This is a genomic window from Variovorax sp. J31P179, assembly GCF_030316985.1.
Lineage (GTDB): Bacteria > Pseudomonadota > Gammaproteobacteria > Burkholderiales > Burkholderiaceae_C > Variovorax > Variovorax ginsengisoli_B.
This window is the reverse complement of the sequence record NZ_JASZYL010000003.1, coordinates 202417-226736: the sequence shown is the minus strand read 5'-3', so window position 1 is coordinate 226736 and position 24320 is coordinate 202417. Positions and strand designations below refer to the sequence as shown.

The following is a 24320-nucleotide window of genomic DNA, read 5'->3' as shown; positions in this document are numbered from 1 at the left end:
ACGGCGCATGGACGCGACCGAGACGCACCGCACGATCAACGCCGTCTGGCGCATCGAGTCGGCCCGCATCATCGGCGCGCTGGCGCGCCGGGTGCGCGACGTCGGCCTGGCCGAGGAACTGGCGCAGGACGCGCTGCTCGCGGCCCTCGAGCAATGGCCGCGCGAAGGCATCCCCGAGAATCCCGCCGCCTGGCTGACGGCGGCCGCCAAGCACCGCGCGATCGACCTCCTGCGCAAGCGCACGCTGCACGCCCACAAGGAAGGCGAGATCGCCCGCGAGATCGATGCCAGGCACGCCATCGCCGCCGCGGACTTCGCCGACGCGGTCGACGCCGCCCTCGACGACCAGGTCGGCGACGACCTGCTGCGGCTGGTGTTCACGGCCTGCCATCCGGTGCTGTCGCCGGAAGCCCGGGTCGCCCTGACCCTGCGCCTGCTGGGCGGGCTCACCACCGACGAGATCGCGCGCTCCTTCCTGGTGCCCGAATCCACGATCGCACAGCGCATCGTGCGCGCCAAGCGGACGCTGGCCGCCGCCCGCGTGCCCTTCGAGGCGCCGCGCGGGCCAGAGCTCGGCGCCCGCCTGTCCTCGGTGCTCGAAGTCATCTACCTGGTGTTCAACGAAGGCTACGCAGCCACCGCCGGCGAGGACTGGATGCGGCCCGCGCTGTGCGACGAAGCCTTGCGCCTGGGGCGCATCCTGGCCGAACTGATGCCCGACGCGCCGGAGGTGCATGGCCTGGTCGCGCTGATGGAGATCCAGGCCTCGCGGGCCGCCGCGCGGGTCGATGCCGATGGCGAACCGGTGCTGCTGCTGGCGCAGAACCGCGCCCGCTGGGATCGGCTGCTGATCGGTCGCGGACTGGCGGCGCTGGCACGGGCGGAGCAGCTCGGCGGCGCGCTCGGCCCCTACGCCCTGCAGGCCGCCATCGCCGCCTGCCACGCTCGCGCGCAGGAGGCAGCGCAGACCGATTGGCCTCGCATCGCGGCGCTCTACGAGGCATTGGCCCAGCTCGCGCCGTCGCCGATCGTCGAACTGAACCGGGCAGTCGCGCTGTCGATGGCCTTCGGCCCGGCGGTCGGGCTCGAGCACGTCGACGCGCTGCGATCGGCGCCGCAGCTGCAGGGCTACCACCTGCTGCCGAGCGTGCGCGGCGACCTGCTGGCCAGGCTGGGACGGCATGCCGAGGCCTGCGAGGAATTCAAGCGGGCCGCTGAACTCACGCGCAACGCGCGCGAGCGCAAGCTGCTGCTGGCGCGCGCGCGGAGCGCCGCGGACGGCTGACGCGCTACTTCTTCGCCACCGCCCCGGTCGCGACCTGGGCCCGCAGTTCCTTGAGCTTGGCCTTCATGCGGCGCTCGTTGACTGGACCCATGCGCACCAGCATCTTCTGGCCGGCCGAGAGCGATTCGAGCTTCGGATCGACGAATTCGTAGCTGACCCAGGGCTGCCCGCCCGCCATCTCGCCCTTCACTTCGGTCAGCTTCACCTGCACCGGGCCCTGGGGTTCCGGGGCCTGCAGCAGGTGGTCGATCACGGCGACGAGGCGGTCGTTGAAATAGCGGTTCGGGTAACCCAGCTCTTCGTAGGCCTGCTGGAACAGCGGATACAGCCGGGCATAGAGCGCCGCCGCCCGTGCGCTGTCGACCGATTCGGCGAACAGCACGAATGGCGTGTAGCGGCTGGCGTTGTCGATCCCGATGGTCTTGACCTCGCCGTTGCCCTGGACCTCGAAGGCCTTGGGCGCGCGCTGGGTCGGCCACATGCGCGACGAGGCCTGTGCGCGCGGCAGGTTGTCGACGGTGGCGACGAAGTGGCGCACGAAGCCGCTGGTGTCGAGGAAGGAGGCCACCGCCTTCTTGCCCAGCAGCTCGTTGAGCGCCGCAGCGACGCGGCCGTCGGCGTCGTTCAGGGCCGGCAGTGCCGCATCGGGCTGGGCCAGGGCATCGACCAGGTTCTGCGGGCCGGTCGCGACCGGGGCCGGGGCCGGCGCATCGGCGGGCCGGTCGGGCGGGGGCGGTGCGCTGGCGGCAGGTGGCGCCGGCGGCGGCTCCTTCTGCAGGGACCATCGCCACCAGCCGAAAGCAGCGGCGAGAATCACCACCACGACGACGACCAAGGTCCAGACCGAGGACTCGCGCGCTGGCCTGAAATCTGCTGGGTCCCTTTCGGGCATGGTCGAATCCTCCTTTGAATCACGGGCGTTGCATGCGGTCCATTGGAAACCACGCCGGCGCCTCGTGCCGTAACGCCCTGTGACCGTCAAGGAATCCGAATGGACATCGACTTTTCCGCTCTCACCGAATACCAGCGCTACAAGCTCATGGCGAGCCTGATCGTGCCACGCCCGATCGCCCTGGTCACCACCCTCGGCGCCGACGGCGTCGTCAACGCCGCGCCCTTCAGCATGTTCAACATGCTCGGCGAGGAGCCGCCTATCGTGATGATCAGCGTCAATCGGCTGCAGGACAACGCGCTCAAGGACACGGCCGCCAACATCGTGCGCACCGGCGAGTTCGTGGTCCACCTGGCCGACGAGGACATCGCCGAGCAGATGCACCGCTGCGGCGACCGCCACCCGCCGCACGTGAGCGAGCTCGATGTGGTGGGCTTCACGCCGCTGCCGAGCCGGGCCGTGAAGCCACCGCGCATCGCCGAGGCGCCGGTGGCGTTCGAGTGCACGCTCTGGGAGACGCTGGAGACCGAGAGCCGGCAGATCTTCATCGGCCAGGTGCGCTGGATGCACGCGCGCGACGAGCTGATCGATACCGACGCCTGGCGCGTGCGGCTGCAGCACTACTTTCCGGTCGGCCGCTTCGGGGCCAGCTTCTACGTGAAGACGCGCGAGCGCTACTCGCTGGCGGCGCAGGAGCAGACGCGCAGCACGCAGATCGACGAGATGTAGGCGTGTCGCGCCTCAGCCCAGCCGCACCACGTGCGCAGTGCGCGGGTCGACGCGGCCCGCGTGCAGGTCGGCGATCACCTGCTGCGCGGCCTCGAAGCCCTGGCTCTGCGCCAGCGTCATCCAGCGATTGCCCGGCCGGCTCAGCTCGGCGATGAAGCGGCCCTGCGCCTCGTTGAAGCGCCGGTTCACTTCCTGCGGGCCCCAGTCGGCGTTGCGCTTGCGGATCTGCACCGGCGCGAAGTAGAGCAAGGGTTTCGGGCCCGGCAATGGCGATTCGGCCAGGAAGGCGGTCTTCTGCGCCGAGCCCGCATAGCAGTCGTAGACCAGGGCCGCACCGAAATGGTGGTGGACCGTGGCGCGCAGGTCGTCGTCGCCGGCGAAGTCGACATAGAGCGTCGGCACCTCGGCGGGCAGCCGCACCGCGCTGTCATAGGAAAGCACCTGGTCGTAGCAGCCGAGGTTCTCGACGAAGCCGCGGTTGCGCGGCGAAGTCAGCGCGACCAGGCTGCGCCCTTCGTTCCGGCGCAGACAGAAGGCCGTGCCGTAGGCGGTCTTGCTCGAGGCGCTGGACACGACCACCTGCCGGGCGCCGAAGAAGGCGTTGTCCTCGAGGAAATCCGCCAGCATGAACGAGGTGATGAACAGCGGCCGCACCAGCATCTGGTAGTCCTCGAGCGCCGGGTCGTAGCCGGCATCGTGGCTGCAGCGCATGTACTGGTTGTAGGCGGAGACCAGTTCGCTGCGGTGCGGCGCGCCGTCGTAGAAGCCGCGCCCGGTCACCCGCACCGGCGTCATGCGCAGGTGGCTGGCGATCGGGAAGTAGCCGTAGAAGCGTTCGCCGACCGCGACGCCTTCGACCGTCGAGGCCACCACGTCGGCAAAGCCCCAGGCCGGCATGTGGCCCCAGGCCTCGTCACCGGTCGGAAAGAACGACCAGTACTTCATCATGGCGTCGCCGAAGGCCGCATAGGTGATGTTGTTGGTGGTGAGCGAGAAGCGGTCGATGCGCAGCAGCACCTCGCCGGGCGCCAGCGTGCCGGCGTCCGGCGCGCTGCGCAGGCGGGTGGTGCCGAGCGCGTCCTTGCGGGTTTCGAGACGGGTTAAAGTGAAAGCGTCGTTCATGTCTGGCCTCAGGTGATTCGGGGCCGATCCCCTTGCCGAAAAATGTATCGCCCTCCCTCCAGCCGCGGGTTCGGAAAAAAGGCGCCGGCCGCCGCACCTCGCTCCAAGCCCCTGAAACGCCCGACGCAGGCCCGAGGCAAGTTCACCGTGCAGGCCATCTACGACGCCTTTGTTCGGATTTGGGAGGCCGAGGGCTGGGATGGCGTGACGACCCGCGCCGTGGCCCTCGAAACCGGCATCGCGGTCGGCACGCTGTACGACTACTTCCCGGACAAGGAGGCGCTGCTCTCCGGCTACGTGCGCCACTGCGTCGAAGCCCTGCTGGCGCGGCTCGACGCCGACGTCGTCGCGCCGCCCGCGGCCGCACTGGCTGCGCGCGAGCGCATCGCGCGACTGGTGCGCATCACTTGCGACAGCCGGCTCGACGGACTGCCGGCCTTCGATCACGGCATGCTGCTGCTCGAACACCGCGTGGCCGAGCCCAAGCACCACCTGCGCGTGTACGACGAACTGGCGACCCGCTGGCTGCAGGCCTTCGCCGCCTGCGAGCTGCCCGATCCGCCCACGGACGCGACGGTCCACGCCCTCTTGACCGCCGCCTGGGGCGGGCGGCGCTATCGCCTTCTGCGGGGCTTGGGCAGCGGCACGCCCGACGATGCGGCGTGGGTCGCCGAGATGGATGAGATCGCGTGGCGCAGCGTGGCCGCGCAGCGGAGCTGACGTTCGCCAGACGAAAAAAAAGCCACCCGTCGGGTGGCTTCCTGCATCGAACAAACCGGTTGACCGGCTGTGATGCTTCGCGTATCCAAAATTATCCAAATCTGGAGCGGGAGAAGAGTCTCGAACTCTCGACCTCAACCTTGGCAAGGTTGCGCTCTACCAACTGAGCTACTCCCGCGAAGCCTTCGATTATAGAGCATTTTTTTCCTGTTCTTCACCAGCCGGCAAATGAATTTGTCCGGTCCGCAGATCGAACTCGAACACCTCGCCGTAGCGGCCCCATTCGATCGCGGTCCGCAGCACCCGTTCGGCGGTCGCGCGGTCCAGGCTTTCTTCCAGCAGATCGAGGAAAGGCTCCTGCGGCAATTCGCCCGCGGGCGCCTGCTCCAGGCTGTGGCGGATGTGCGCCGCGAGCGGCACGTGCGCCAGCAGCTGCTGGCCCAGCAGCTGCTGGCGCAGCGTGTGCGCACCCGCGACGTAGTGGCGACCCAGCTCGGTCAAGTGCAGGTCGCCATCCGCCAGTTGCGCGAAACCCAGCAGCGCCAGCGCCTGCGCCAGCGGCAGCAGGTCGTGGTCGGTGAGCTCGGCCTCTTCGGCCAGCTGCGGCAGGTCGGCACGGCCTTCGCGGCCGTCTTCCACCAGCATTTCGAGCAGGGCTTCCATGCGGCCGATGTCGGCATCGGGCAGCCGGTCGCCCAGGTGCATGCGCACCGGCTCCTCGGTTGCGCGGCCGGCCACCGGCGCACTGGCCGTCATCAGCGCGTAGGCCTCGTCGATCAGCGCCCTCACTTCGAGGCTGTCGACGTCGCGGGGCCGTGCCAGCCGGATCGGCAGCTCGGCGCGCACGCGGCCCGGGTCGGCGGCGAAGATCAGCACCCGGTCGGCCATCAGCACCGCTTCCTCGATGTTGTGGGAGACGATCAGCATCGCCTTGGTCGGCATCTCGCCCCCGCTCCACAAGCGCAGGATGTCGTCGCGCAGGCGCTCGCCCGTGAGCACGTCGAGGGCCGAGAAGGCCTCGTCCATGAGCAGCACCTCGGGCTCGATCACCAGCGCCCGCGCGATGCCCACCCGCTGGCGCATGCCGCCCGACAACTCGCGCGGCAAGGCGCCCTCGAATCCCGCGAGGCCGATGAGCTCGATCGCGGCATTGGCGCGCCGGGCGCGTTCGGCCGGCTCGACGCCGCGCGCCTCGAGCCCGAGCTCGACGTTCTGCTGCACCGTGAGCCAGGGAAAGAGCGCGAACGACTGGAACACCATCGCGATGCCGCGCGCCGGCCCGTAGAGCGGCTGGCCGCGGTAGCGCACGCTGCCGGCATCGGCGCCGATCAGACCCGCGAGGATCCGCAGCAGGGTCGACTTGCCCGAGCCCGACTGGCCCAGCAGCGCCACGATCTCGCCTTCGGCCAGGCGGAAGTCGACGCCTTCGAGCACCGAGCGCGCGGCGCCGTCGGCCGAGCGAAAGGACTTGCCCACGCCCTTGAGTTCAACGATGGCTTCGGCCATGGGCCCTCCTCGCGCGTTGGTCATCAGAAATGCATCCGGTTCTCGGCCAGTTCATAAAGCCGGCGCCAGACGAAGTGGTTCATGCCCATGACGAACACGCACATCACGCCGATGCCCAGCGCGATGCGCGGGAAGTCGCCGATGGCCGTCATGTGGGCGATGTAGCTGCCCAGGCCCGCCGCCTGCAGCGTGGTGTCGCCCCAGGTGACGTACTCGGCCACGATGCTGGCGTTCCAGGAGCCGCCGCTGGCCGTGATGGCGCCGGTGACGAAGCTCGGGAACACCGCCGGCAGCAGGTAGCGCCGCCATTTGAGCCAACCCGTGAGCCCGAGGTTGCTGGCCGCATAGCGCAGCTCGGTCGGGACGGTGGAGGCGCCCGCGATCACGTTGAACAGCAGGTACCACTGCGTGCCCAGCACCATCAGCGGCGCCAGCCAGATGTTGGGGTTGAGCTGCCAGCGCACGATGAACAGCACCGCCACCGGGAACATCAGGTTGGCCGGGAAGGCGGCCATGAACTGCGCCACGCCCTGGAGCCGTCCGGCCCAGCGCGGATTCATGCCGATCCAGATGCCGATCGGCACCCACACCAGCGCCGCCAGCGCGATCAGCACCACCACCCGGATCATGGTGTAGAGCCCGAGCACGAACACGTGGGCCACCTCGGACCATCCGACCTCGGCGTGGATGAAGCGCACCAGCCAGACCACGGCGAGCAGCACCGCAGCGGCCAGCACCGCGTCCCAGGCACGGCCGACGGCCGGGTTCGGCGTGCTCGGCCGAGCCTTGATCGAGGTGCCGTCGTGGTCGCGCCGGAACAGCAGCAGCGAGCGTTCGAGCAGCCGCGCCGCGGCGGCCATGCCTTGGCGGATGCGTTCGGTGCGTCGCAGCCAGGTCAGCAGCCAGGAGCGCGGCGCGTCTTCGCTGCTGCCCTCCTCGAAACGGAACTTGTCGGCCCAGGCGATCAGCGGCCGGAAGAAGAGCTGGTCGTAGAGCGTGATCCCGATCAGCATGCCGCCGATGGCCCAGCCGATGGCGCCGAGGTCGCGGGCCTGGATCGCCATCGCGATGTAGGAGCCCACGCCCGGCAGCATGATGCTCTGGTTGGACACCGAGATCGCCTCCGAGGCGACCACGAAGAACCAGCCGCCCGACATCGACATCATCATGTTCCACAGCAAGCCGGGCATCGCGAACGGGAGCTCGAGACGCCAGAAGCGGTGCCAGGCCGAGAGCTGGAACACCGAGGCGGCCTCGCGCAGCTCGGACGGCACGGTGCGCAGCGACTGGTAGAGGCTGAAGGCCATGTTCCAGGCCTGCGAGGTGAAGATGGCGAAGATCGCCGCGCACTCGACCCCCAGCAGGTTGCCCGGGAACAGCGCGATGAAGCCGGTCACCGTGATCGACAGGAAGCCGAGGATCGGGATCGACTGCAGGATGTCGAGCGTCGGCACCAGCACCTTTTCTGCCGCGCGATAGCGGGTCGCGAGCACCGCGAAGGCGCAGCTGAACAGCAGCGAGGCCCCGAGCGCCAGGAACATGCGCAGCGTGGTGCGCAGCAGGTAGTACGGCAGCTGCCACGGGTCGAGGCTGATCGGCAGCGGCTGGCCGAGCTCGTAGGGCCGCGCCATCTGGGCGCCGCCGTAGGCCAGCGCGAACAGCGTGGCCAGCACCAGTGGCAGCAGCGCCCAATCCCAGCGGTTGCCGCCGGACGCGACGGCCTGGCGCGGAAAAAAGCGTTTGTCGAGCATGAGCGGAGGCGGAAGGGGTTCGGTTCACGGACCCGGTCCGCGCGCGGCGCCATTGTGCCTTCGCCAACGGACCCCAGCCTGACCGCTCGCGCCCCGCCTCGCGGTGCAGCGGAAAAGCTACAGCGGGAAGGCCTGCAGCCCCGGCTGGCCCTCGGCACCCTGCACCGGCGTGTGGGCCGCGTTCATGATCCAGCAGACCATCGCGAAGTACCCGACCAGGGCCGCCAGCTCGACCACCGCCGCCTTGCCGAAGCGGGCCTCGGCCGCTGCGTAGGTCGGCTCGCTGACGCCATGGTGCCGCAGCAGCTCGAGGGCGAAGTCGAGGGCCAGCTGCTCATCCTCGGCCAGCGGTGCCGCGCGGCGGCCCAGGCGAAGCGCCTCGACCGCGCCCGCATCGACCCCGGCCTTGACCGCCGCGCCCGCATGCAGCACCCATTCGAACTGGTTGCCGACATGACGCGCGACCGCGCAGATCACCAGCTCGCGCACGCGCGCATCGAGCGCGCTGTCGAAGCGCAGGTACTCGCCCAGGCTGCCGATGCGCTCCATCAGCACCGGGCTTTGCAGCAAGGGAACGAAGGGGCCGAAGACGGCCTTGCGCGGCCCGTCGATCAGCGCTTGCGCGGCCGCGCGCTGGGCCTCTGTCATGGCTTCGGCGGCAGGCAGTGGCAGGCGCTCGGCCCAGGGTTCGGTGTGGCCTTGAGGGATGAGCATGCGGAGTCCTTTCAGTTCGGTGAGGGTCGGGCGCTGCGCGGCGCGCGCAACAGCCATGCGGCACTGGCCAGCAAGGTGACGGCGCCCGTCGCCAGTGCGATGAAGAGGCCACCGAAGCCCGCTGCGCCGCCGCTCAGGGCGGAGGACAGCACCGGCCCGGCCATCTGGCCGATCGCGAAGGACGCCGTCATGCGTCCGAGCGCTCGCGCGGGATCGCCCGTGGCGCCGGCCCGCGCCGCCTGGATGCCCGCCATGGTGGCGACCATGAAGGTCCCGCCCACCAGCAGCGCCGCCGCGAGCACCGTGCCCGCGGACAGGTGCAGCACCGGCAGCAGGCAACCCAGCGCCATCAGCAGATGGCTGCCCGCCAGCACATGGCGGCGCGACAGGCCCGACAGCAGAGCGCCCGCCAACAGCGTCGACAACGCGGCCGCGGCGCCGAAGACCGGCCAAGCGGCACCGAACACCGCAGGATTGTCGACCACCGCCCGCGCCAGCACCGGCAGGAAAGTGGCCGGCAGGATGTAGCCGAAGCCGAGCATGCCGTAGCAGATGACCAGGTCCCACTGCGAATCGCCCGGCGCTGCGCTTGCGGGTCCGGTGCCCGGCGCAGCGGCCGCCACGGCCACGGGGCCGGCCTCGCGAGGCATCAGCGCCGCCACGATGATCGATCCGACGAGTGCCAGCAGGCCGAGATGCAGCCACAGGCGATCGGGCGCAATGTCGGCCGCGCCGGCACGCCAGCAGTACAGCCCCGCCAGCGCGATGCCGGCCCCGACACCCGCATAGACCATGCCGGCGCCGTTCGGCCGGCCCAGGCGCGCCAGCCACGACAGGCACCAGACGCTGGTGCTCACCAGCGCCCAGGCGCTGGCGACGCCGGCGATGCCGCGCAGCAGCAGCCAGGCCGCGAGCGAATCGACCAGCCCCATCGCCGCCGTCGACCCGACGATCACGGCCAGCGACAGCAGGCCCGTGCGCTGCGGCGACAGCGGCAGCCGCGCCGCCGTGAGCGCACCGAGCAGGTAGCCCGCATAGTTGGCCGCCGCCAGCCAGCCGCCGGCGCCGACGTCGGCGCTGCCGGCGCGGATCATCAGCGGCAGCATCGGGGTGAAGGCGAAGCGGCCGATGCCCATCGCGATCGCCAGCGCCAGCAGGCCGGCGCCGCAGACTGCGAACAAGGAGGGCCGGCCGAGGGCGACGGAGGGGTTCGACATGGCTCCAGATTGGACGCAAAATCGCCTCATTCGACAAATGAATTATTCTGAACATTCATTCTTTTTATGAGAACCATCGACCTCGACTCCCTGGAGATCTTCCGCACCGTCGTGGCCGAAGGCGGCGTGATCCGGGCCGCCGACAAGCTCAACCGCGTGCAGTCCAACGTCACGACCCGCATCCAGCAGCTGGAGGAGCGCCTGGGGCAGAAGCTGTTCCATCGACAGGGCCGCTCGCTCGCGCTGGCACCGGCCGGCCACAAGCTGCTGCCCTATGCCGAGCGCCTGCTGCGCCTGGCCGACGAGGCCGAAAGCGAATTGCGCAGCGACCTCCCCTTCGGCACCTTCAGGCTCGGCTCGCTCGAAAGCACGGCGGGCAGCCGGCTGGCGCCGGTGCTGTCACGTTTCCACAGGCTCTATCCGGGGGTGGTGGTCGAACTGGCGACCGGCACCACGGGCGCATTGCTCAAGCGGGTCAGGGCCTTCGAGCTGGAGGCCGCGTTCGTGTCCGAGCCCTTTGCCGCGCCGGAGCTCGAATCGATGCCGGTGTTCGACGAAGAACTGGTGCTCATCACGGCGCGCAGCGTGGCCGCCGTGAGCCGCGCCGGCGACCTGGCCGATGCGACCCTGATCGCCTTCGCGCCGGGCTGCTCGTACCGCCGCTTGCTCGAGCAATGGCTGGTCAAGGGCGGCGTCTCGGCCTCGCGCTCGCTGGAGTTTTCTTCCTACCAGGCGATGATCGCCTGCGTCGCCGCCGGCACCGGCTTCGCGATCGTGCCGGTGTCGGTGCTGAAGGCGCTGCGCGCCACCGCCGATGTCCGCCAGCACCCGCTGCCGGAGCGCATCCGCGGCAACCGCACGCACCTGGTCTGGCAGGGCACGCCATCGGTGGCGCTGGCCCGGCTCATCGAGATGCTGCAGAAGCCCTGACCCTCGGTTGCAGGGCTTGAAGCCTCAGGCTTCGGCCGTGCGGGCCGGCTCGGCGCCCGCGATCTGCCGCAGCGCGCGCTCGAACACTTCGACCGGCTGGCCGCCGGAGATCAGGTGCTTGTTGTCGATGATGATCGCCGGCACCGAATGGATGCCCGCATCGGTGTACAGGCGCTCGCGCTCGCGGGTCTCGGCGGCGTATTCGTCGCTCGCCAGGATGCTCCGCGCGCGCTCCGGATCGAGCCCCGATTCGGTGGCCAGGCGCACCAGCACCTCAGGGTCCGACGGATTCTCGCCATCGGTGTGGCACGCTTTGAGCAGCGCCTTCTTGAGCGCCGCCTGTTTGGCCAGGTCTTCCAGCTCCGCCCAGTGCAGCAGCCGGTGGGCATCGAAAGTGTTGTAGATGCGCGGGCGCCCGCCCTCGCTGAAGGCAAAGCCGACGTCGGCGCCGCGGGCACGGATCGCGGCGCGGGCCTGGGCCTGCTGCTCTCGATTCGAGCCGTACTTCTGGTTCAGGTGCTCGAAGGTGTCCTGGCCTTCGGGCGGCATCTGCGGATTCAGCTCGAAAGGCTGGAAGCGCAGTTCGGCGGTGACCTCGGGGGCGACGTTGCGCAGCGCGGCTTCGAGCGCGCCGAGTCCGACGGCGCACCAGGGGCACGAGACGTCGGACACGAAATCGATGTGGAGTCGGGTGGTAGGCATGGTTGCGATGATGGGGCCGGCAACGCTTTTTTCAAGCGCCGGGCGACGGATTCCCCTGCCCTCGTTGCGGCGTCGCCGGGGCGACCAGCTCGCGCCCGAACTGCGCCACAAGGCCGCGCAGCCAGCGATGGGCCGCCGAATGGTGGACCCGGTCGTGCCACAGCTGGTAGAAGCGCATGCGCGGGAAGCCCGCCGGTGCTTCGAGCAGCGCCAGCGGCAGCAGCCGCGCGTGGTACTCGGCGAAGTGCCGCGCGGTGGTGAACACGAGCCGCGTGCTGGCCGCGATCGACGGCGCCAGCCCGAAGTAAGGCACCTGCACGCGGGCGTCGCGCCCGAGGCGGCGCTCGCCGAGGTAGGTCTCGACCACGCCGCGCTGCGCCATCGCATAGGGCACCGGCACCACATGCCCTGCCGCCAGGTAATCGGCCTCGCTGACCTGCGTGGCGCCCTGTGCCAGCGGATGGTCGCGGGCCATCAGGCAGACGAGCTCGTCCTCCAGCAGCAGCGAGATGTGCAGGTGCTCGGGCGGCGACGGCCAGTTGCCGATCACTAGGTCGAGTTCGTCGTCGCCCAGCGCACGCTCGAAGTCGAAGGTCGGGCCGAGCGCGCGCAACTCGATGCGGCAGCGCGGCGCCTCGGCGCCCACGTGCTGCGCCAGCCGCGCGATCCATGAGGGCGCGATGTAGTCCGGCGAGGCGATCCGGAAACGCTGCTCGGCGTCGGACGGGACGAAGGCTTCGGGCTCGACCAGCAAAGCTTCGAGTTCGCCGAGCGCACGCCGCGCCTGCACGGCGAGGCCGGCGGCCCGGGCGGTCGGCACCATCGCGGTGCCGTCGCGCACCAGCAGGGCGTCGCCGAAGATCTCGCGCAGGCGCTTGAGCGAGCCGCTCACGGCGGGCTGCGTCTGGCGCAACCGGGCGGCGGCACGCGACACGCTGCGCTCCTCCACCACCGTGGCGAGCACGCGCAGCAGATGGCCGTCGAGTAGATCGACGCCGCGTTGCATGGTGTTTTCCCTTAGTTCGGGTCTATCGATATGTCCGATGCAGTCTATAGCGATTCGCATGCCGGCACGCTATCGACAGTCCGGGGGTGCGCTGGCCCAATCCATGGACGCATCCGACGCCCCACCCGCATCCCGTCAAGGAGTTGTTCATGGCCACCCTGGAAGTTCCCCAACATGCCGTGCCCACCGCGCCGGCCAGCGCGCTCGACGCGGCCTACAGCCGCATCACCTGGCGCATCATTCCGTTCATCTTCGCGCTCTGGGTCCTGGCCTGGGTCGACCGCGTCAATGTCGGCTTCGTCAAGCTCACCATGCTCGACGAACTGGGCTGGAGCGAAGCGGTCTACGGGCTGGGCGCCGGCATCTTCTTCCTCGGCTACTTCTTCTTCGAAGTGCCGTCGAACCTGCTGCTGCAAAGGATCGGCGCCAAGAAGACCATCATGCGCATCACCATCGGCTGGGGCATCGTCTGCGTCGCCACGATGTTCGTGAAGACGCCGGCGATGTTCTATTTCCTGCGCTTCCTCATGGGCGTGTTCGAGGCCGGCTTCTATCCCGGCATCATCCTGTACCTCACCTACTGGTATCCGAGCGAGCGGCGCGCCAAGGCCTTCGGAATCTTCATGTCGGCCTCGGCCATCGCCGGCGTCATCGGCGGGCCGCTGGCCGGCAGCATCATGAACAACCTGCACGGCCTCAACGGCTGGTCGGGCTGGCAATGGGTGTTCCTGATCGAAGGCATCCCCTCCGTCCTGGCCGGCTTCGTGACCTGGTTCTACCTGACCGACCGGCCCGAGCAGGCCCAATGGCTCACGGCCGAGCAGCGCCGCCTCGTGCACGAAGACATGGCACGCGACAACAAGGCGCTCGGCCATCGCGAAGAGAGCCTGATCGCCTCGCTGAAGGACCGCCGCATGTGGCTGCTGATCCTGATCTTCTTCTGCATCATCGCGGCCAATTCGTCGCTGACTTTCTTCGGCCCCTCCGTGGTCAAGGAAGTGGGCTTCACCAACCCGGCGACGGTGGGCTGGATCATGGCCGCCTCGTACCTCTGCGGCGCCGTCGGCATGATCTGCAACGGCCTGCACTCCGACCGGCAGCAGGAAAGCCGGCTGCACTGCGCCTTCGCGGCGGCACTCGGCGCGGTCGGCCTCGCGCTCACGGCGCTCTTCATGAAGCAGAGCCCGATGATCGCGCTGGCCGCGCAGACGCTGGCGATCGTCGGCACCATGAGCGCGATCCCGGTGTTCTGGCAACTGCCGGGCCGCTTCCTCGCCGGTGCGGCCGCGGCGGGCGGCGTGGCACTGATCAACTCGATCGCCAACCTCGCCGGCTTCGGCGCCCCTTCGATGCTGGGCGCCATCAAGACGTCGACCGGTCTGCTCTCGCCGGGGCTCTACATCGTGGCGGCGGTCGAGGTCTGCGCCGCGATCCTCATCATCGCCTTCGTGCCGCGTTTCGCGAAGAAGGCGGTGACGCGATGAGCGCCGTCATGCACACCGCCGAAGCGCTCCCGCTGACGCTGTCGGACATCAACCAGCTCGACCGCGTGCGCTTCGTCGCCGCACTGGGCGGGGTGTTCGAGCACTCGCCCTGGGTCGCGACCCAGGCCTGCGCCGAGCGGCCGTTCGCGAGCATCGACGATCTGCACCGCGCGATGATCGGCGTGGTGCGGGCGACGTCGCGCGAGGTGCGCATCGACTTCCTGCGCATGCACCCGGAGCTGGCCGGCAAGGAGGCCCAGGCCGGCACCATGACCGGCCACTCGACCGCCGAGCAGGCCGGCCTCAATGCCTTGACGCGCAGCGAGCTGCAGACGCTTCGGCGGCTCAACGCGGCGTACGCGGCGAAGCATGGCTTCCCTTTCATCATCGCGGTGCTCAAGAACACACGCTCGCAGATCTTCGAGGCGCTTCGCACGCGCCTCGAGCGCGACACCGACACCGAGCTCGATGCCGCCCTCGAGCAGATCTCGATCATCACGCGCCTCCGCCTCGGCAGGCTGCTGGCCCATTGAACGTAGCAGCCGCGCCATGACTTCGCCCGCCCTCACCCGCCGCGCCTTCCTGCCCGCCGGTCTCGCACTCGGCAGCCTCGCAGCCGGCGGTGCTGTCGCACAGAACGCGCCGACAGCGCTCGCGACCGCGCCGGTGTCGCAGGTCGACCTGAGCCCGCGCCTCACGATGCATGCGATCGACACGCACAGCGGTTCGCCGGGTGCCGGCATGAAGGTGCAGCTATCCAGATACGACGGCGACGACCTGCAGCTGCTGCGCCGCTTCGAGACCAACAAGGGCGGCCGCACCGACGAGCCCCTTCTGCTCGATGCGACCTACCAGCCCGGCCGCTACGAACTGCTGCTGCAGCTGGAGGACTACTTCGCCGCGCGCGGCACGCCGCTGCCGAAGCCAAATTTCCTTTCGCAGGTGCCGGTGCGCTTCCGCATCACGAACCCGGCGGAGCGCATCCACCTCGCGATCTTGTTCACCCCCTGGGGCTACTCGTACTACCGCGGCAGCTGATCCGCCGACAAGGAGACAAGCACATGGCAGGCATTTCCACGCATGTCCTGAACAGCGGCACGGGCCGCCCCGGCGCCGGCATGCGCATCGATTTCTCGGTGCGCGACGGCGACGGCTGGAAGCTGGTGAAGACCCTCACCACCAACGCCGACGGCCGCACCGACCAGCCGGTGCTCGCGCCCGACGCGGCGAAGGTCGGGCAGTACGAGCTGCTGTTCCACGTCGGCGACTTCTTCCGGCGCCAGCCTGGCGCCGGCAACGACATGCGCTTTCTCGACACGGTGCCCGTGCGCTTCGCGATCTTCGACACGCAGCAGCACTATCACGTGCCGATGCTGTGCACGCCGTGGAGCTGCTCGACCTACCGCGGCAGCTGAGCGATAGCGCCGCAGTGCATCAAAGACTGCGCCAGAAATCCACCAGCAGTTGGGTGAACGCCTCCGGCCGCTCGACCGCGCTCAAGTGAGCGGCTGCTATGGTGGCCAGACGCGACCCCGGAATCGCCGCCACCATCGCCTCGGACATCGAGGGCGGCGTGGCCTCGTCGCGCGTGCCGGCGATCACCAGCGTCGGCACGGGGATGCGCCGGTTGCTCTCGCGGAAGTCGATCGCCGCCACGGCTTCGCAGCTCGCGATGTAGCCGGCCGCATCGGTGCGCAAGAGCATGTCGCGCAACTGCCGGGCCGCCGCGGCGCCTTCGGGCGTAGCCACGTAGCCGGGTGTGAGCCAGCGTGCCACGGCGCCCTCCGCGATGCCCGCCACGCCTTGCGCCCGCACGGTCTCGATGCGGGTGCGCCAAGGGGCTGCATCCGGATAGTGGGACGCCGAATTGGCGATCACCACGGTCTTCAGCAACTCGGGACGACGGGCCGCCAGCGCCTGGGCCACCATGCCGCCCATCGACAGCCCGACGAAATGCACCGGCTCGCCCTCGGCCTCGCGCTCGATCAGCGCGGCCGCGTCGTCCGCCAGGTCCTGCATCGTGACCGGCCCGGCCAGCGACTCGGAGGCCCCGTGGTTGCGGTGGTCGTAGCGCAGCACCGTGTGGGCCCGCGCCAGCAGCGCCGCCGCGCCGTCCCACATGTGGAGGTCGCAGCCCAGCGCATGGCTGAGCACGACGATCGGGCCACCGCCCTCGCGGACCAGGTTCAAGCGGATCATGGGCTTTCCTTTCGAGGATGCGACAGCGGCAGACGAGGCAGCCAGACATAGGCGATCAGCACCAGGGCGGCGCCGGCCAGCGCCATCGGCACCACCATGGGCCAGGCGCCGTGGCTGAGTTCGGGATCGACGAAGCCGGCGGCCACCTGGCCGACAACGAAGGCCACCGCCATCATCGCAAATCCGGACCACGACACCGCGCGCCCCGCCAGATGCGGCAGGTCGCCGACCGCGCCGGCCTGGCCGCAGGGCTGGTGGATGCCGTGGCCGATGCAGTAGATCGCATGGCCCAGCAGCAGCGGCCAGGCCGTGCGCGGCAGCAGCCAGCAGCCCAGCGCCTGCACCAGCGGCCCGGCGAGGCTCAGCAGCGAACCCATCTGCACCGCGCGCACCGCCCCCACGCGCCGCAGCAGGCGACGGCACAGCGTGGTGCTGAAGATGTAGACCAGCGAGCCGCCGGCCGGGATCCATCCGTACCAGGCGGGAGAGAAGCCCAGGTAGCTGATGTAGACCATAGGCGACAGCAGCAGGAAGCAGAAGATTCCCCCGTAGGTGGCGGCGGCCAGCGAGGCCCAGGCGCGAAAGCTCGCGCTGGCGAACACTTCGCGCAGGCTGCCCTTGGGCGCGGAGGGGCCGGCGCTGTCGGCGCGCGTTTCGTCGAAGCCGCGCCAGCATAGAAGCCAGAGCAGGAATGCATATGCCGCCATCCCTCCCAGCACCCAGCGCCAGCCCGCGGACTGCACCGTCCAGGCCCCCATGAGCGGCGCCAGCAGGCCCACCACGCCGAGTCCGGTGAGGCCGCGCGCCATCACGTGCGGCCCCTCGTGGGCCGGATAGAGGTCGCGCACCGCGGCCCGCGCGCAGACCAGGATCGCCGCCATCGAGAAGCCCTGCAGCGCCCGGCAGGCCACCAGCATCGGGATCCCGCTGGACAGCGCACAGCCCAATGCCGCCAGCGCATAGCTGGCGAGGCCGACCAGCAGCACCGGGCGGCGCCCGAACCGGTCCGACAGCGGGCCGCAGGGCAGCTGGCCGAAGCCGAAGGCAAGCACGAAAACCGTCAGGCTGGCGCTGGCCGGGCCCAGGTCGCGCGTGATCGCCGGCAGTGCCGGCAGGTAGCTGTCGGTGGCGACCGGCTGCGCCGCCAGCAGCAGCGGCAGCAGCAGGGCGAACGAGATGCCGCGGCGGGCTGCGGCGGAAGTCATCCCGCAATGTCGCTTGGATCGACGGGTTCGGGGGCTGACTGAAGGACCAGCACCTGCGCCAGTGCCTGCACACCGGCGGCCTCGGCTTGCGCCGGGTCGAGGCGCAGCTGTTCGATATTCGACAGCATCCGCGCGGCATCGACCTGCAGGCCGGGCAAGGCGTCCGCCAGCGCCCGCGCGCTGCCGTGCGCCGACATCAGGAGCTGGGGCCATTCGGCCAGCTCCGCCTGCCAACTGCCCGGCGAATGCGCCTGCGGCATGCCGGCCAGCAGCGCCGCCACGCGCTGCGGCGCGCGCTGCGCGGCCGCCAGCGCGACCACCGACGCCGGTCGCTGGCCGCGGGCGGGATCGCCGCCCTCCGCCAGCTCGCCGATCTCGGATCGGCCCAGCAGCGCGATGTCGCTGGCGACCCGGCCCAGGCTGCCGATCAAGAGCCCCAGTTCGCAGCCGAGTGCGATCCAGTCGTCGCGCTCGCTGCGCCCGTCAGCCCCCGGGTCGCGCAGGCCGAGCGCCTCAGCCAACTGCCGGCGCACCACCGCGCCCTGCCCCTGCATCCGGTCGTCCACACCGTCACCGGCGCCGAACCGCACCTGCAGCGCCCGGCGCGCGGCCCCGGCCAGCCGCTCGCGGCGGCGGGCGAGCGGCGCCGCCCAGTCGACGCACACCCGCCCGAAACTCGTGACCGTGTCCGGCTGCCCCAGCGGGCGCGCGAGCATCGGCGTGGTGGCATGGCGCTCGGCTTGCACGAGCAGCGCCTGGACGGCGCGGGCCAGATCGGCATCGACCAGCGCCACGGCCTCGCGCGTCAGCAGCGCCATCGCACTGTCGACCAGTTCCTGGGCGCCGCAGCCGAAATGCACGAAAGGCACCGCGTCGGCGTTGAAGAGGCCGACCGCCTCCTTGAGGCTGTGGACCAGCGGGTCCGCGATGCTCCCGGCGCGGCCGCTGTCTCGAACGATCTTGGCGACGTCGAACAGCTCGACCTTGCAGCTGCCGGCGATCGACGCGGCGGCCGAGGCCGGGATCAGCCCGAGCCGGGCCTGGGCGCGTGCCAGCGCGGCCTCGAAGCGCAGCATCGCGTCGACCACGCTGCGATCGCCGAAGACGCCGCGCATCTCGGACGTGGAAAGCACCGCCTCGAAGAGGCTCATGACGTTCAGTAAGCCAGCGTCGCCACCGCCCGCAAATCTTCCGGCGTGGCGCTGCCGAAACCGAAGAACTCCAGGTAGGCCGGAATCATCTCGAACAGCATGTCGGTGCCGACCTGCACTGCGCAGCCCTTGTCGCGCACTGCGCGCAAGAGCGGCGTGTATTCGCTCTTCATGACCACTTCGCCAACGAAGGTGGACGGCGCGATGCGCGCGACGTCGAAGGGGAGCGGATCGCCCTCCTTCATGCCGAGCGGCGTGGCGTTGACCACCAGGTCGAAGCCGGCCGGGTCGTTGGAGCCGGTCGTGACCACCAGTTGCGGGTAGTGCGCGCGCAGGCGGCCGGCGAGCGCCTCCGACGAGGCGGCGCTGCTGTCGTAGAGCGCCATCTGCGCCACGCCGGCCGCGGCCAGCGAGGCGGCGATCGCCGAACCGACGCCGCCGCTGCCCGACACCAGCACCCGCGCGCCTTCCAGCGCGCGGCCCTTGCGCTGCACGCCGCGCACGAAGCCGGCGCCATCGAACTGGTCGCCCAGCAAGCTGCCGTCGGGCCGCTTCAGGATCGCGTTGCAGGCGCCGGCGATCTTCGCGGTCGGGGTCGCCTCGTCGACCAGCGACAAGGTCGTGATCTTGTGCGGCATGGTGACCAGCGCGCCGCGGATATTGGTCAGCTTGAACAGCGAGGCCAGCACGCCGGCGTAATCCTCGGCCTTGACGCCCATCGGCATCACGACGGCGTCGATGCCCTGCTGGTCGAACCAGGGGTTGTAGATCATCGGAGCCTTGAAGCTCTCGGTCGGGTAGCCCAGGTGGGCGATCAGGGTGGTCTTGCCGGAAATCATGGGGATGTCGTCCTTCGGTCGGCCGGCCTCGCGCCAGCCACATGCGATTCGCTGATCCAGCGCGCGCTCTTCATCGCGCGCTGGCCGATGACCATCGGGTCGGAGTTGACGTAGTCGTCGTTGAAGACTTCGAAGGTGTAGTGGCCGTGATAGCCCTTGTCCTCGAGCAGCTGCACCAGGTCGCGCACGTCGTGCAGGCCCTCGCCCGGGAACAGGCGCTGGTGGCGGGCCAGCTCGATCATGTCGGCCTGGCGGTCGCTGTACTCGAAGAAGTAGTCCGCCAGCTGCACCAGGAAGATCTTCTCGACCGGCACCTCGGCCAGTTGCGCCAGCATCTCGGCGCCGTCGTCGCCATGCACCGACATGTGGAAGAAGTCGAGATTGAGACCGACATTCTCGCGGTCGCAGCGGCGCACGATGTCCCAGGCCTGGTGCCAGCGGTTCACGTGGCGGCCCCACGAAAGCGCCTCGTAGCAGATGCGGATGCCCAGCGGCGTCGCCAGCGTGGCGAGCGTGCGCAGGTCCTCGGCGGCACGCTCCGGATCGTCGATCGCCAGCGGCGAGGTGGTCGAGCAGCACAGCAGCAGGTCGGTGTCGACCAGCGCCATCTGGCGCAGCTGCTCGCGCGCCATCTCGAGCCGGTGCGGGCGCATCGCGTCGGGCGCGCACTCGAAGTCGCGCAGCGGCTGGAAGTCGGTGACCTTCAGCCCGCTCTGCTTGACGAGCTGCGCCGCCTTCTCGACCCCGGCCGGATGGTTGATGAGGTCGCGCGCCCACAGCTCGACGCCGGCGAAGCCGGCCGCCTTCATGCATTCGAGCTTGTGGCCGAGCTCGCCGCCCATCGTGACAGTGTTGAAGCCGAAGCGGTCGAGGGCGATGGCCATGGCAGTCCCTGGTTCGGAAGATTCGGTTGTCAGGCCACGAAGCGCAGCTGGGCGCGCCGGGGCACATCGACGAGTTCGGGCTCGGGCTTGAGCTCCAGCACGGTGGGCCGGCCGTCATCGAACAAGGGCCAGTGCGGCAGGCCCTCGCCGTTGGGGTTGCCGGTCTTGGCGAACCGGATCCAGCAGCCCTGCATGAGGGCTGTCATGCGGTCGTCCTCGGCCCCCCAGTCGCGCGTGAGTTCGCGCGTGGTGCCGAAGACGTACGGGTACTCCGAGCTGTGGAAGACGCCGAGCGCCATGGCCGGATCGGCCTCGCGATAGCGCTGGCCCGGCCGGAAGGGCTGCAGGTGCGCGAAGTGATAGACATAGGTCGGCGCCCGCAGGGCCTGGGCACGCGCGGCCGCATGCACGCCGCCGGCGAAGAGGCCGTCGCCGAACAGCGCCCGGCTCGACGCCGCTGCCTGGGCGTCGTCGTTGGCGGGGTAGAAGGCTTCAGCCTCGCCGGCGCGCTCGCCGAAGCGTCGCTTCAGCTGGGCACGGAATGCCTCGGCACTGGCCGCCGCCGGGAAGGCGGTGCCTTCATCGCGGTTCCAGCCGGTGAGAAAGGGCACGGCCTGCTGCTCGCCGGCGCCGAAGGTCTCGGCCAGGGTGCGGGTCAGGAAGCGGCCGTCGACGATCGGCATGAAGCGCGTGCCCTGCGCCAGGTAGCGCTGCAGCAGCTGCTCCGCGGTCAACGCGCGCAGCGAGGCGATGGCGTCGCCGTCCGCGAAGGCCAGCCCCTGCGCTTCGCCGGCCGCCAGGTCCTCGGTCGGGCTGATGCCGAAGCTCTGCGCGATGGCGTGCCTGAACAGGCCGCGCGCCTCGGGCGAGGCCATCAGGGCCACGACCCCGTGGCCGCCGGCGGACTGCCCGAACACCGTGACCTTGGCGGGGTTGCCGCCGAAGGCCGCGACATTGCGCTGGACCCAGCGCAGGGCCGCCGCCATGTCGAGCAAGCCGTAGTTGCCCGAGCTGCCGCCCGCCTCCGCGCTCAGTTCCGGATGCGCCATGAAGCCGAAGGGCCCGAGGCGGTAGTTGATCGTGACCAGCACCACGCCCTGCCGGGCGAGATCGCCGCGCACGAAGACCGGGTTGGCGGCCGAGCCCTGCTGGAAGGCACCGCCATGGATCCAGACCATGACCGGCAGCGCCTCGTCGGCCGCTGCCGCGGGGGTCCACAGGTTCAGGCAGAGGCAGTCCTCGCTCATCGGCTGCACGCCCGAGAATTCCGCGTAGACCGAATCGGCGGCACGGCCCGGCTGCACGCACTGCGGCGCGAAGCGGTCGGCCCGGCGCACGCCGTCCCAGGGCACCACGGGCGCCGGCGGGCGCCAGCGCAGGTCGCCCACCGGCGGCGCCGCGAAGGGCACGCCCAGGTAGGCCCGCACGCCGGTGGCGGCGTCGCGCACGCCGGCCAGCAGGCCGCCGTCGACGCGCACCGTCTCGGCGCCGGGCACGGGCGCGCCGGCGGCAGGCTGCATCGGCTGTTGCGGATCGTTGCGCATCAGGCGAAGGCCCTCGCGTTCTTGCCGAGTTCGTGCATCGGCACCTGGTAGGTCTCGCGCGCCGTGAAGATCGAGATCGCTGCGATCACGCAGGACGCCGTCACCAGGGCGGCCACCGGCATCCAGCCGTTCGGGCCTTCGCCCATGATCGCGGCGCTGATGGTGGGCGCGAAGCCGCCGAGCGCGAAGCCGATCTGGGTGCCGATGGCCATGCCCGAGAGGCGCACGCGGGTGTCGAACATCTCGCCGTAGAGCGAGGGCCAGATCGCGTTCGAGGCGCTGTAGACGATCCCCGAGGTGAGCAGGCCGAAGATGAAGATCAGCGTCAGGTCGCCGCGGCTGATGGCCCACAAGGTCGGCCAGATCAGCACCGCGCAGCCCAGCGCGCCGAAGATGAAGACCGGCCGGCGGCCGATCCGGTCGGCCAGGATCGCCCACAACGGGATCGCGGCCAGCGCCACCACGTTGCTGCAGACCAGCAGCGTCAGCATGGTGGCGCGCGGGATGTGCACGGTGTTGACCGCATAGGACAGCACGAAGAGTCCGAAGATGGTGCTCACCACCGACACCAGGGCGCCGAAGATCACGCGCAGCACGGCCGGCGTGTGGTCGCGGAACAGAACGGCCGCGGGCAGCTTGACGGTCTCCTTGGCATCGGCCTCTTCCTTGAAGGCCGGTGTCTCGGGCAGCGTGCGGCGCACCCAGAAACCCACCGCCACCACGATCGCGCTCAGGAAGAACGGAATACGCCAGCCCCACGAGAGCAGCTGGTCCTCGGGCAGGGCCGAGATCGGCAGGAACACGATGGTCGCCAGGATGAAGCCCATCTGGGTGCCGCTCAAGGTGAAGCTGGTGTAGAACGCGCGCCGGTGCGCCGGTGCATGTTCGAGCGTCATCGAGTTGGCCCCGGCCTGCTCGCCGGCCGCCGACAGTCCCTGCAGCAGGCGCAGGATGACCAGCATGATCGGCGCCGCCATGCCGACCTGGTTGTAGGTCGGCAGCAGGCCGATCAGGAAGGTCGAGATGCCCATCAGCAGCAAGGTGAAGGTCAGCACCTTCTTGCGGCCGAACTTGTCGCCCACGTGGCCCATGAAGAAGGCGCCGATCGGACGCGTGATGTAGCCGACGCCGAAGGTCGCGAAGGCGGCCACGGTGGCCAGCTTCGGGTCGATCGACGGAAAGAAGATCTTGCCGAACACCAGCGCCGCCGCCGTGCCGTAGATGAAGAAGTCGTAGTACTCGACCGCGCTGCCGATCCAGCTCGCGAAGGCGGCCTTGCGCGGCGTCTTGAGCCCTTCGGGCTCCGGCTGCGTCGCGCGCGCGTCCGCCGCGTTGAGGGTGATGGCCATCGTGCTTGTCTCCTTGGGAAGTGCTGGAATGGTCGGGCGCTGGCTCAGGCCACGCTCGCCGAGTGGTAGCGCAGGGGGTGGCGGATCTCGTCGGCCATGGCCGGGGGGTAGATCAGCTCGCGCAGGAAATCGGCATCGTGGCGCAGCGCATGGGCGGCGTCGCGGTGGCCGAAGAACTCGAAGTAGTGCGGCATCTGCTGCACCAGCATCTCGAAGCCGGCCTGGGCATGGAGGCCGCGCTCGCGGGCGGCGCGCACCAGCGGCGTCGGCTGGTTGCGCAGCAGGATGTCGAACAGCGCCGCATGCGGTTCCATGCGGGCGACGTCGACCGGCAGCGGGTCGTCGGGCTTGAGCCCGAGCGCCGTCGCATTGACCACCAGGTCGTAGCCGGCCGGGTCGCTGCTGTCGACCGCCACCGTGGTGGCATCGAAGAAGGCGTCGAGCTGGGCCGCGACGCCGGCCGCCTTGCCGGCCACGATGTCGTGGAAGGCGATGTGCTCGGCGCCGTTGACCGTGCCGCCCTCGGCCAGCGCGACGCCGATCGCCGCCGCGCTGACGCCGGCGCCGAGGATCAGCACGCGCTTGCCCCGGAACGGGATGTTGTAGTGGTCGAGCGCGCCGAGCAGGCCCTCGCCGTCGAACAGGTCGCCCTCGAGTTCGCCGTTGGCGATGCGCCGCACCACGTTGACCGAGCCGGCCACGCGGCCGAACAGGCCGCAGCCGTCGAGCAGGTCCACCAGCAGCGGCTTGTGCGGCGGCGCGATCGCCATGCCGCGCACGTTCTTGGCCAGGAAGGCGGCCTTGACGAACACCGCCAGGTCGCGCTTGGCCACCTGGACCGGCACCATCACGGCATCGATGCCGCAGCGCTCGAAGACCGCGTTGAACATCCGCGGCAGGCGGACGTTCGTGACCGGGTCACCGGGGAGCAGGTAGACGGAGGTGCTGCCGACGATGGAGGGGAACATGGGTGGTGTCTCGCTTCAAATTGTTCGAATATCGCGCGATTTCGAAGAAGCGGCGCTAATGTAGGCCGCCACGCGCCCGGCGCGATCGTTCGTCCGTCGCGCAGAAATCGATCATCGAACGCA

24 protein-coding genes and 1 tRNA gene are annotated in these 24320 nt (G+C 70.0%); 8 read left to right on the top strand and 17 right to left on the bottom strand.

Translation table 11 applies throughout. The features are described 5' to 3' along the window. The first annotated feature begins 7 nt into the window (after window positions 1-7). Window positions 8-1285 (top strand): RNA polymerase sigma factor, encoded by a 1278-nt coding sequence (locus QTI17_RS09200; RefSeq protein ID WP_286532538.1) that lies wholly within the window; start codon window positions 8-10, stop codon window positions 1283-1285. A gap of 4 nt (window positions 1286-1289) precedes the next feature. Here QTI17_RS09200 and QTI17_RS09195 read toward each other — a convergent pair whose 3' ends face one another. Further along, window positions 1290-2177: a DUF3014 domain-containing protein gene (locus QTI17_RS09195; protein WP_286524603.1), complete on the bottom strand. Its 888-nt coding sequence runs from the start codon at window positions 2175-2177 to the stop codon at window positions 1290-1292. Between the two features lie 99 nt (window positions 2178-2276). Between QTI17_RS09195 and QTI17_RS09190 the strand changes: the two genes are divergently transcribed. Beyond that, on the top strand, window positions 2277-2906 hold the full coding sequence (locus QTI17_RS09190; protein ID WP_286532537.1) for a flavin reductase family protein: 630 nt from the start codon (window positions 2277-2279) through the stop codon (window positions 2904-2906). A gap of 12 nt (window positions 2907-2918) precedes the next feature. On the opposite strand, the gene QTI17_RS09185 is transcribed toward QTI17_RS09190, so the two are convergent. Then, window positions 2919-4028 (bottom strand): DUF2855 family protein, encoded by a 1110-nt coding sequence (locus QTI17_RS09185; protein WP_286532535.1) that lies wholly within the window; start codon window positions 4026-4028, stop codon window positions 2919-2921. Between the two features lie 147 nt (window positions 4029-4175). On the opposite strand from QTI17_RS09185, the gene QTI17_RS09180 reads away from it, so the two are divergent. Then, entirely contained in the window at window positions 4176-4748 is a 573-nt protein-coding gene (locus tag QTI17_RS09180; RefSeq protein ID WP_286532533.1) for a TetR/AcrR family transcriptional regulator, read from the top strand. A gap of 102 nt (window positions 4749-4850) precedes the next feature. On the opposite strand, the gene QTI17_RS09175 is transcribed toward QTI17_RS09180, so the two are convergent. The 5 genes from QTI17_RS09175 to QTI17_RS09155 all read right to left on the bottom strand — a co-directional run bounded on the left by QTI17_RS09175 (window position 4851) and on the right by QTI17_RS09155 (window position 9936). Beyond that, window positions 4851-4926, bottom strand: a tRNA-Gly gene (locus tag QTI17_RS09175). Window positions 4927-4937: 11 nt separating this feature from the next. Beyond that, entirely contained in the window at window positions 4938-6254 is a 1317-nt protein-coding gene (locus QTI17_RS09170) for an ABC transporter ATP-binding protein (RefSeq protein ID WP_286532531.1), read from the bottom strand. Between the two features lie 23 nt (window positions 6255-6277). Next, on the bottom strand, window positions 6278-8005 hold the full coding sequence (locus QTI17_RS09165) for an ABC transporter permease (protein WP_286532529.1): 1728 nt from the start codon (window positions 8003-8005) through the stop codon (window positions 6278-6280). A gap of 117 nt (window positions 8006-8122) precedes the next feature. Next, window positions 8123-8719 carry a carboxymuconolactone decarboxylase family protein gene (locus QTI17_RS09160; protein ID WP_286532527.1) on the bottom strand — a complete coding sequence of 199 codons (597 nt, stop codon included), beginning with the start codon at window positions 8717-8719 and terminating at the stop codon, window positions 8123-8125. 11 nt (window positions 8720-8730) lie between these two features. After that, on the bottom strand, window positions 8731-9936 hold the full coding sequence (locus QTI17_RS09155) for a YbfB/YjiJ family MFS transporter (RefSeq protein WP_286532525.1): 1206 nt from the start codon (window positions 9934-9936) through the stop codon (window positions 8731-8733). A 66-nt stretch (window positions 9937-10002) separates the two neighbouring features. Between QTI17_RS09155 and QTI17_RS09150 the strand changes: the two genes are divergently transcribed. Next, window positions 10003-10866 carry a LysR family transcriptional regulator gene (locus QTI17_RS09150; RefSeq protein ID WP_286532523.1) on the top strand — a complete coding sequence of 288 codons (864 nt, stop codon included), beginning with the start codon at window positions 10003-10005 and terminating at the stop codon, window positions 10864-10866. A gap of 24 nt (window positions 10867-10890) precedes the next feature. On the opposite strand, the gene QTI17_RS09145 is transcribed toward QTI17_RS09150, so the two are convergent. Further along, window positions 10891-11568, bottom strand: coding sequence for a DsbA family oxidoreductase (locus tag QTI17_RS09145; RefSeq protein WP_286532520.1), 678 nt, complete (start codon window positions 11566-11568; stop codon window positions 10891-10893). A 31-nt stretch (window positions 11569-11599) separates the two neighbouring features. Further along, a complete protein-coding gene (locus tag QTI17_RS09140; protein WP_286532517.1) occupies window positions 11600-12574 on the bottom strand; it encodes a LysR family transcriptional regulator in 975 nt (324 codons plus the stop codon). A gap of 149 nt (window positions 12575-12723) precedes the next feature. Between QTI17_RS09140 and QTI17_RS09135 the strand changes: the two genes are divergently transcribed. From QTI17_RS09135 to uraH (QTI17_RS09120), 4 genes are read left to right on the top strand one after another with little or no spacing between them, the layout of a single operon-like run. Further along, the gene (locus QTI17_RS09135) at window positions 12724-14058 is read left to right on the top strand and encodes an MFS transporter (protein ID WP_286532515.1); all 1335 of its coding nucleotides are present in this window, start codon (window positions 12724-12726) and stop codon (window positions 14056-14058) included. After that, on the top strand, window positions 14055-14591 hold the full coding sequence (uraD, locus tag QTI17_RS09130) for a 2-oxo-4-hydroxy-4-carboxy-5-ureidoimidazoline decarboxylase (RefSeq protein WP_286532513.1): 537 nt from the start codon (window positions 14055-14057) through the stop codon (window positions 14589-14591). The genes QTI17_RS09135 and uraD overlap by 4 nt, the downstream gene beginning before the upstream one ends. 16 nt (window positions 14592-14607) lie before the next feature. Beyond that, the gene (uraH, locus tag QTI17_RS09125) at window positions 14608-15096 is read left to right on the top strand and encodes a hydroxyisourate hydrolase (protein WP_286532511.1); all 489 of its coding nucleotides are present in this window, start codon (window positions 14608-14610) and stop codon (window positions 15094-15096) included. Between the two features lie 23 nt (window positions 15097-15119). Then, the gene (uraH, locus tag QTI17_RS09120; protein WP_286532509.1) at window positions 15120-15473 is read left to right on the top strand and encodes a hydroxyisourate hydrolase; all 354 of its coding nucleotides are present in this window, start codon (window positions 15120-15122) and stop codon (window positions 15471-15473) included. A 19-nt stretch (window positions 15474-15492) separates the two neighbouring features. Here the strand turns inward: uraH (QTI17_RS09120) and pcaD are convergent, their stop codons facing one another. From pcaD to QTI17_RS09080, 8 genes are read right to left on the bottom strand one after another with little or no spacing between them, the layout of a single operon-like run. Beyond that, the gene (pcaD, locus tag QTI17_RS09115) at window positions 15493-16257 is read right to left on the bottom strand and encodes a 3-oxoadipate enol-lactonase (protein WP_286532507.1); all 765 of its coding nucleotides are present in this window, start codon (window positions 16255-16257) and stop codon (window positions 15493-15495) included. Next, complete coding sequence (locus QTI17_RS09110) at window positions 16254-17462, bottom strand: multidrug effflux MFS transporter (RefSeq protein WP_286532505.1); 1209 nt, start codon at window positions 17460-17462, stop codon at window positions 16254-16256. The genes pcaD and QTI17_RS09110 overlap by 4 nt, the downstream gene beginning before the upstream one ends. Beyond that, entirely contained in the window at window positions 17459-18613 is a 1155-nt protein-coding gene (locus QTI17_RS09105) for a lyase family protein (RefSeq protein ID WP_286532502.1), read from the bottom strand. The genes QTI17_RS09110 and QTI17_RS09105 overlap by 4 nt, the downstream gene beginning before the upstream one ends. A 5-nt stretch (window positions 18614-18618) precedes the next feature. Next, on the bottom strand, window positions 18619-19452 hold the full coding sequence (locus QTI17_RS09100) for a shikimate dehydrogenase family protein (protein ID WP_286532500.1): 834 nt from the start codon (window positions 19450-19452) through the stop codon (window positions 18619-18621). Further along, on the bottom strand, window positions 19449-20336 hold the full coding sequence (locus tag QTI17_RS09095; RefSeq protein ID WP_286532498.1) for a sugar phosphate isomerase/epimerase family protein: 888 nt from the start codon (window positions 20334-20336) through the stop codon (window positions 19449-19451). Before QTI17_RS09095 ends, QTI17_RS09100 begins: the two co-directional genes overlap by 4 nt. 29 nt (window positions 20337-20365) lie before the next feature. Next, complete coding sequence (locus QTI17_RS09090; RefSeq protein WP_286532494.1) at window positions 20366-21856, bottom strand: carboxylesterase/lipase family protein; 1491 nt, start codon at window positions 21854-21856, stop codon at window positions 20366-20368. Window positions 21857-21879: 23 nt separating this feature from the next. Further along, window positions 21880-23229, bottom strand: coding sequence for an MFS transporter (locus QTI17_RS09085; protein ID WP_286532492.1), 1350 nt, complete (start codon window positions 23227-23229; stop codon window positions 21880-21882). Window positions 23230-23273: 44 nt separating this feature from the next. Beyond that, window positions 23274-24197, bottom strand: a complete 924-nt coding sequence (locus tag QTI17_RS09080; protein WP_286532490.1) for a shikimate dehydrogenase family protein — start codon at window positions 24195-24197, stop codon at window positions 23274-23276. Window positions 24198-24320: the final 123 nt, after the last annotated feature.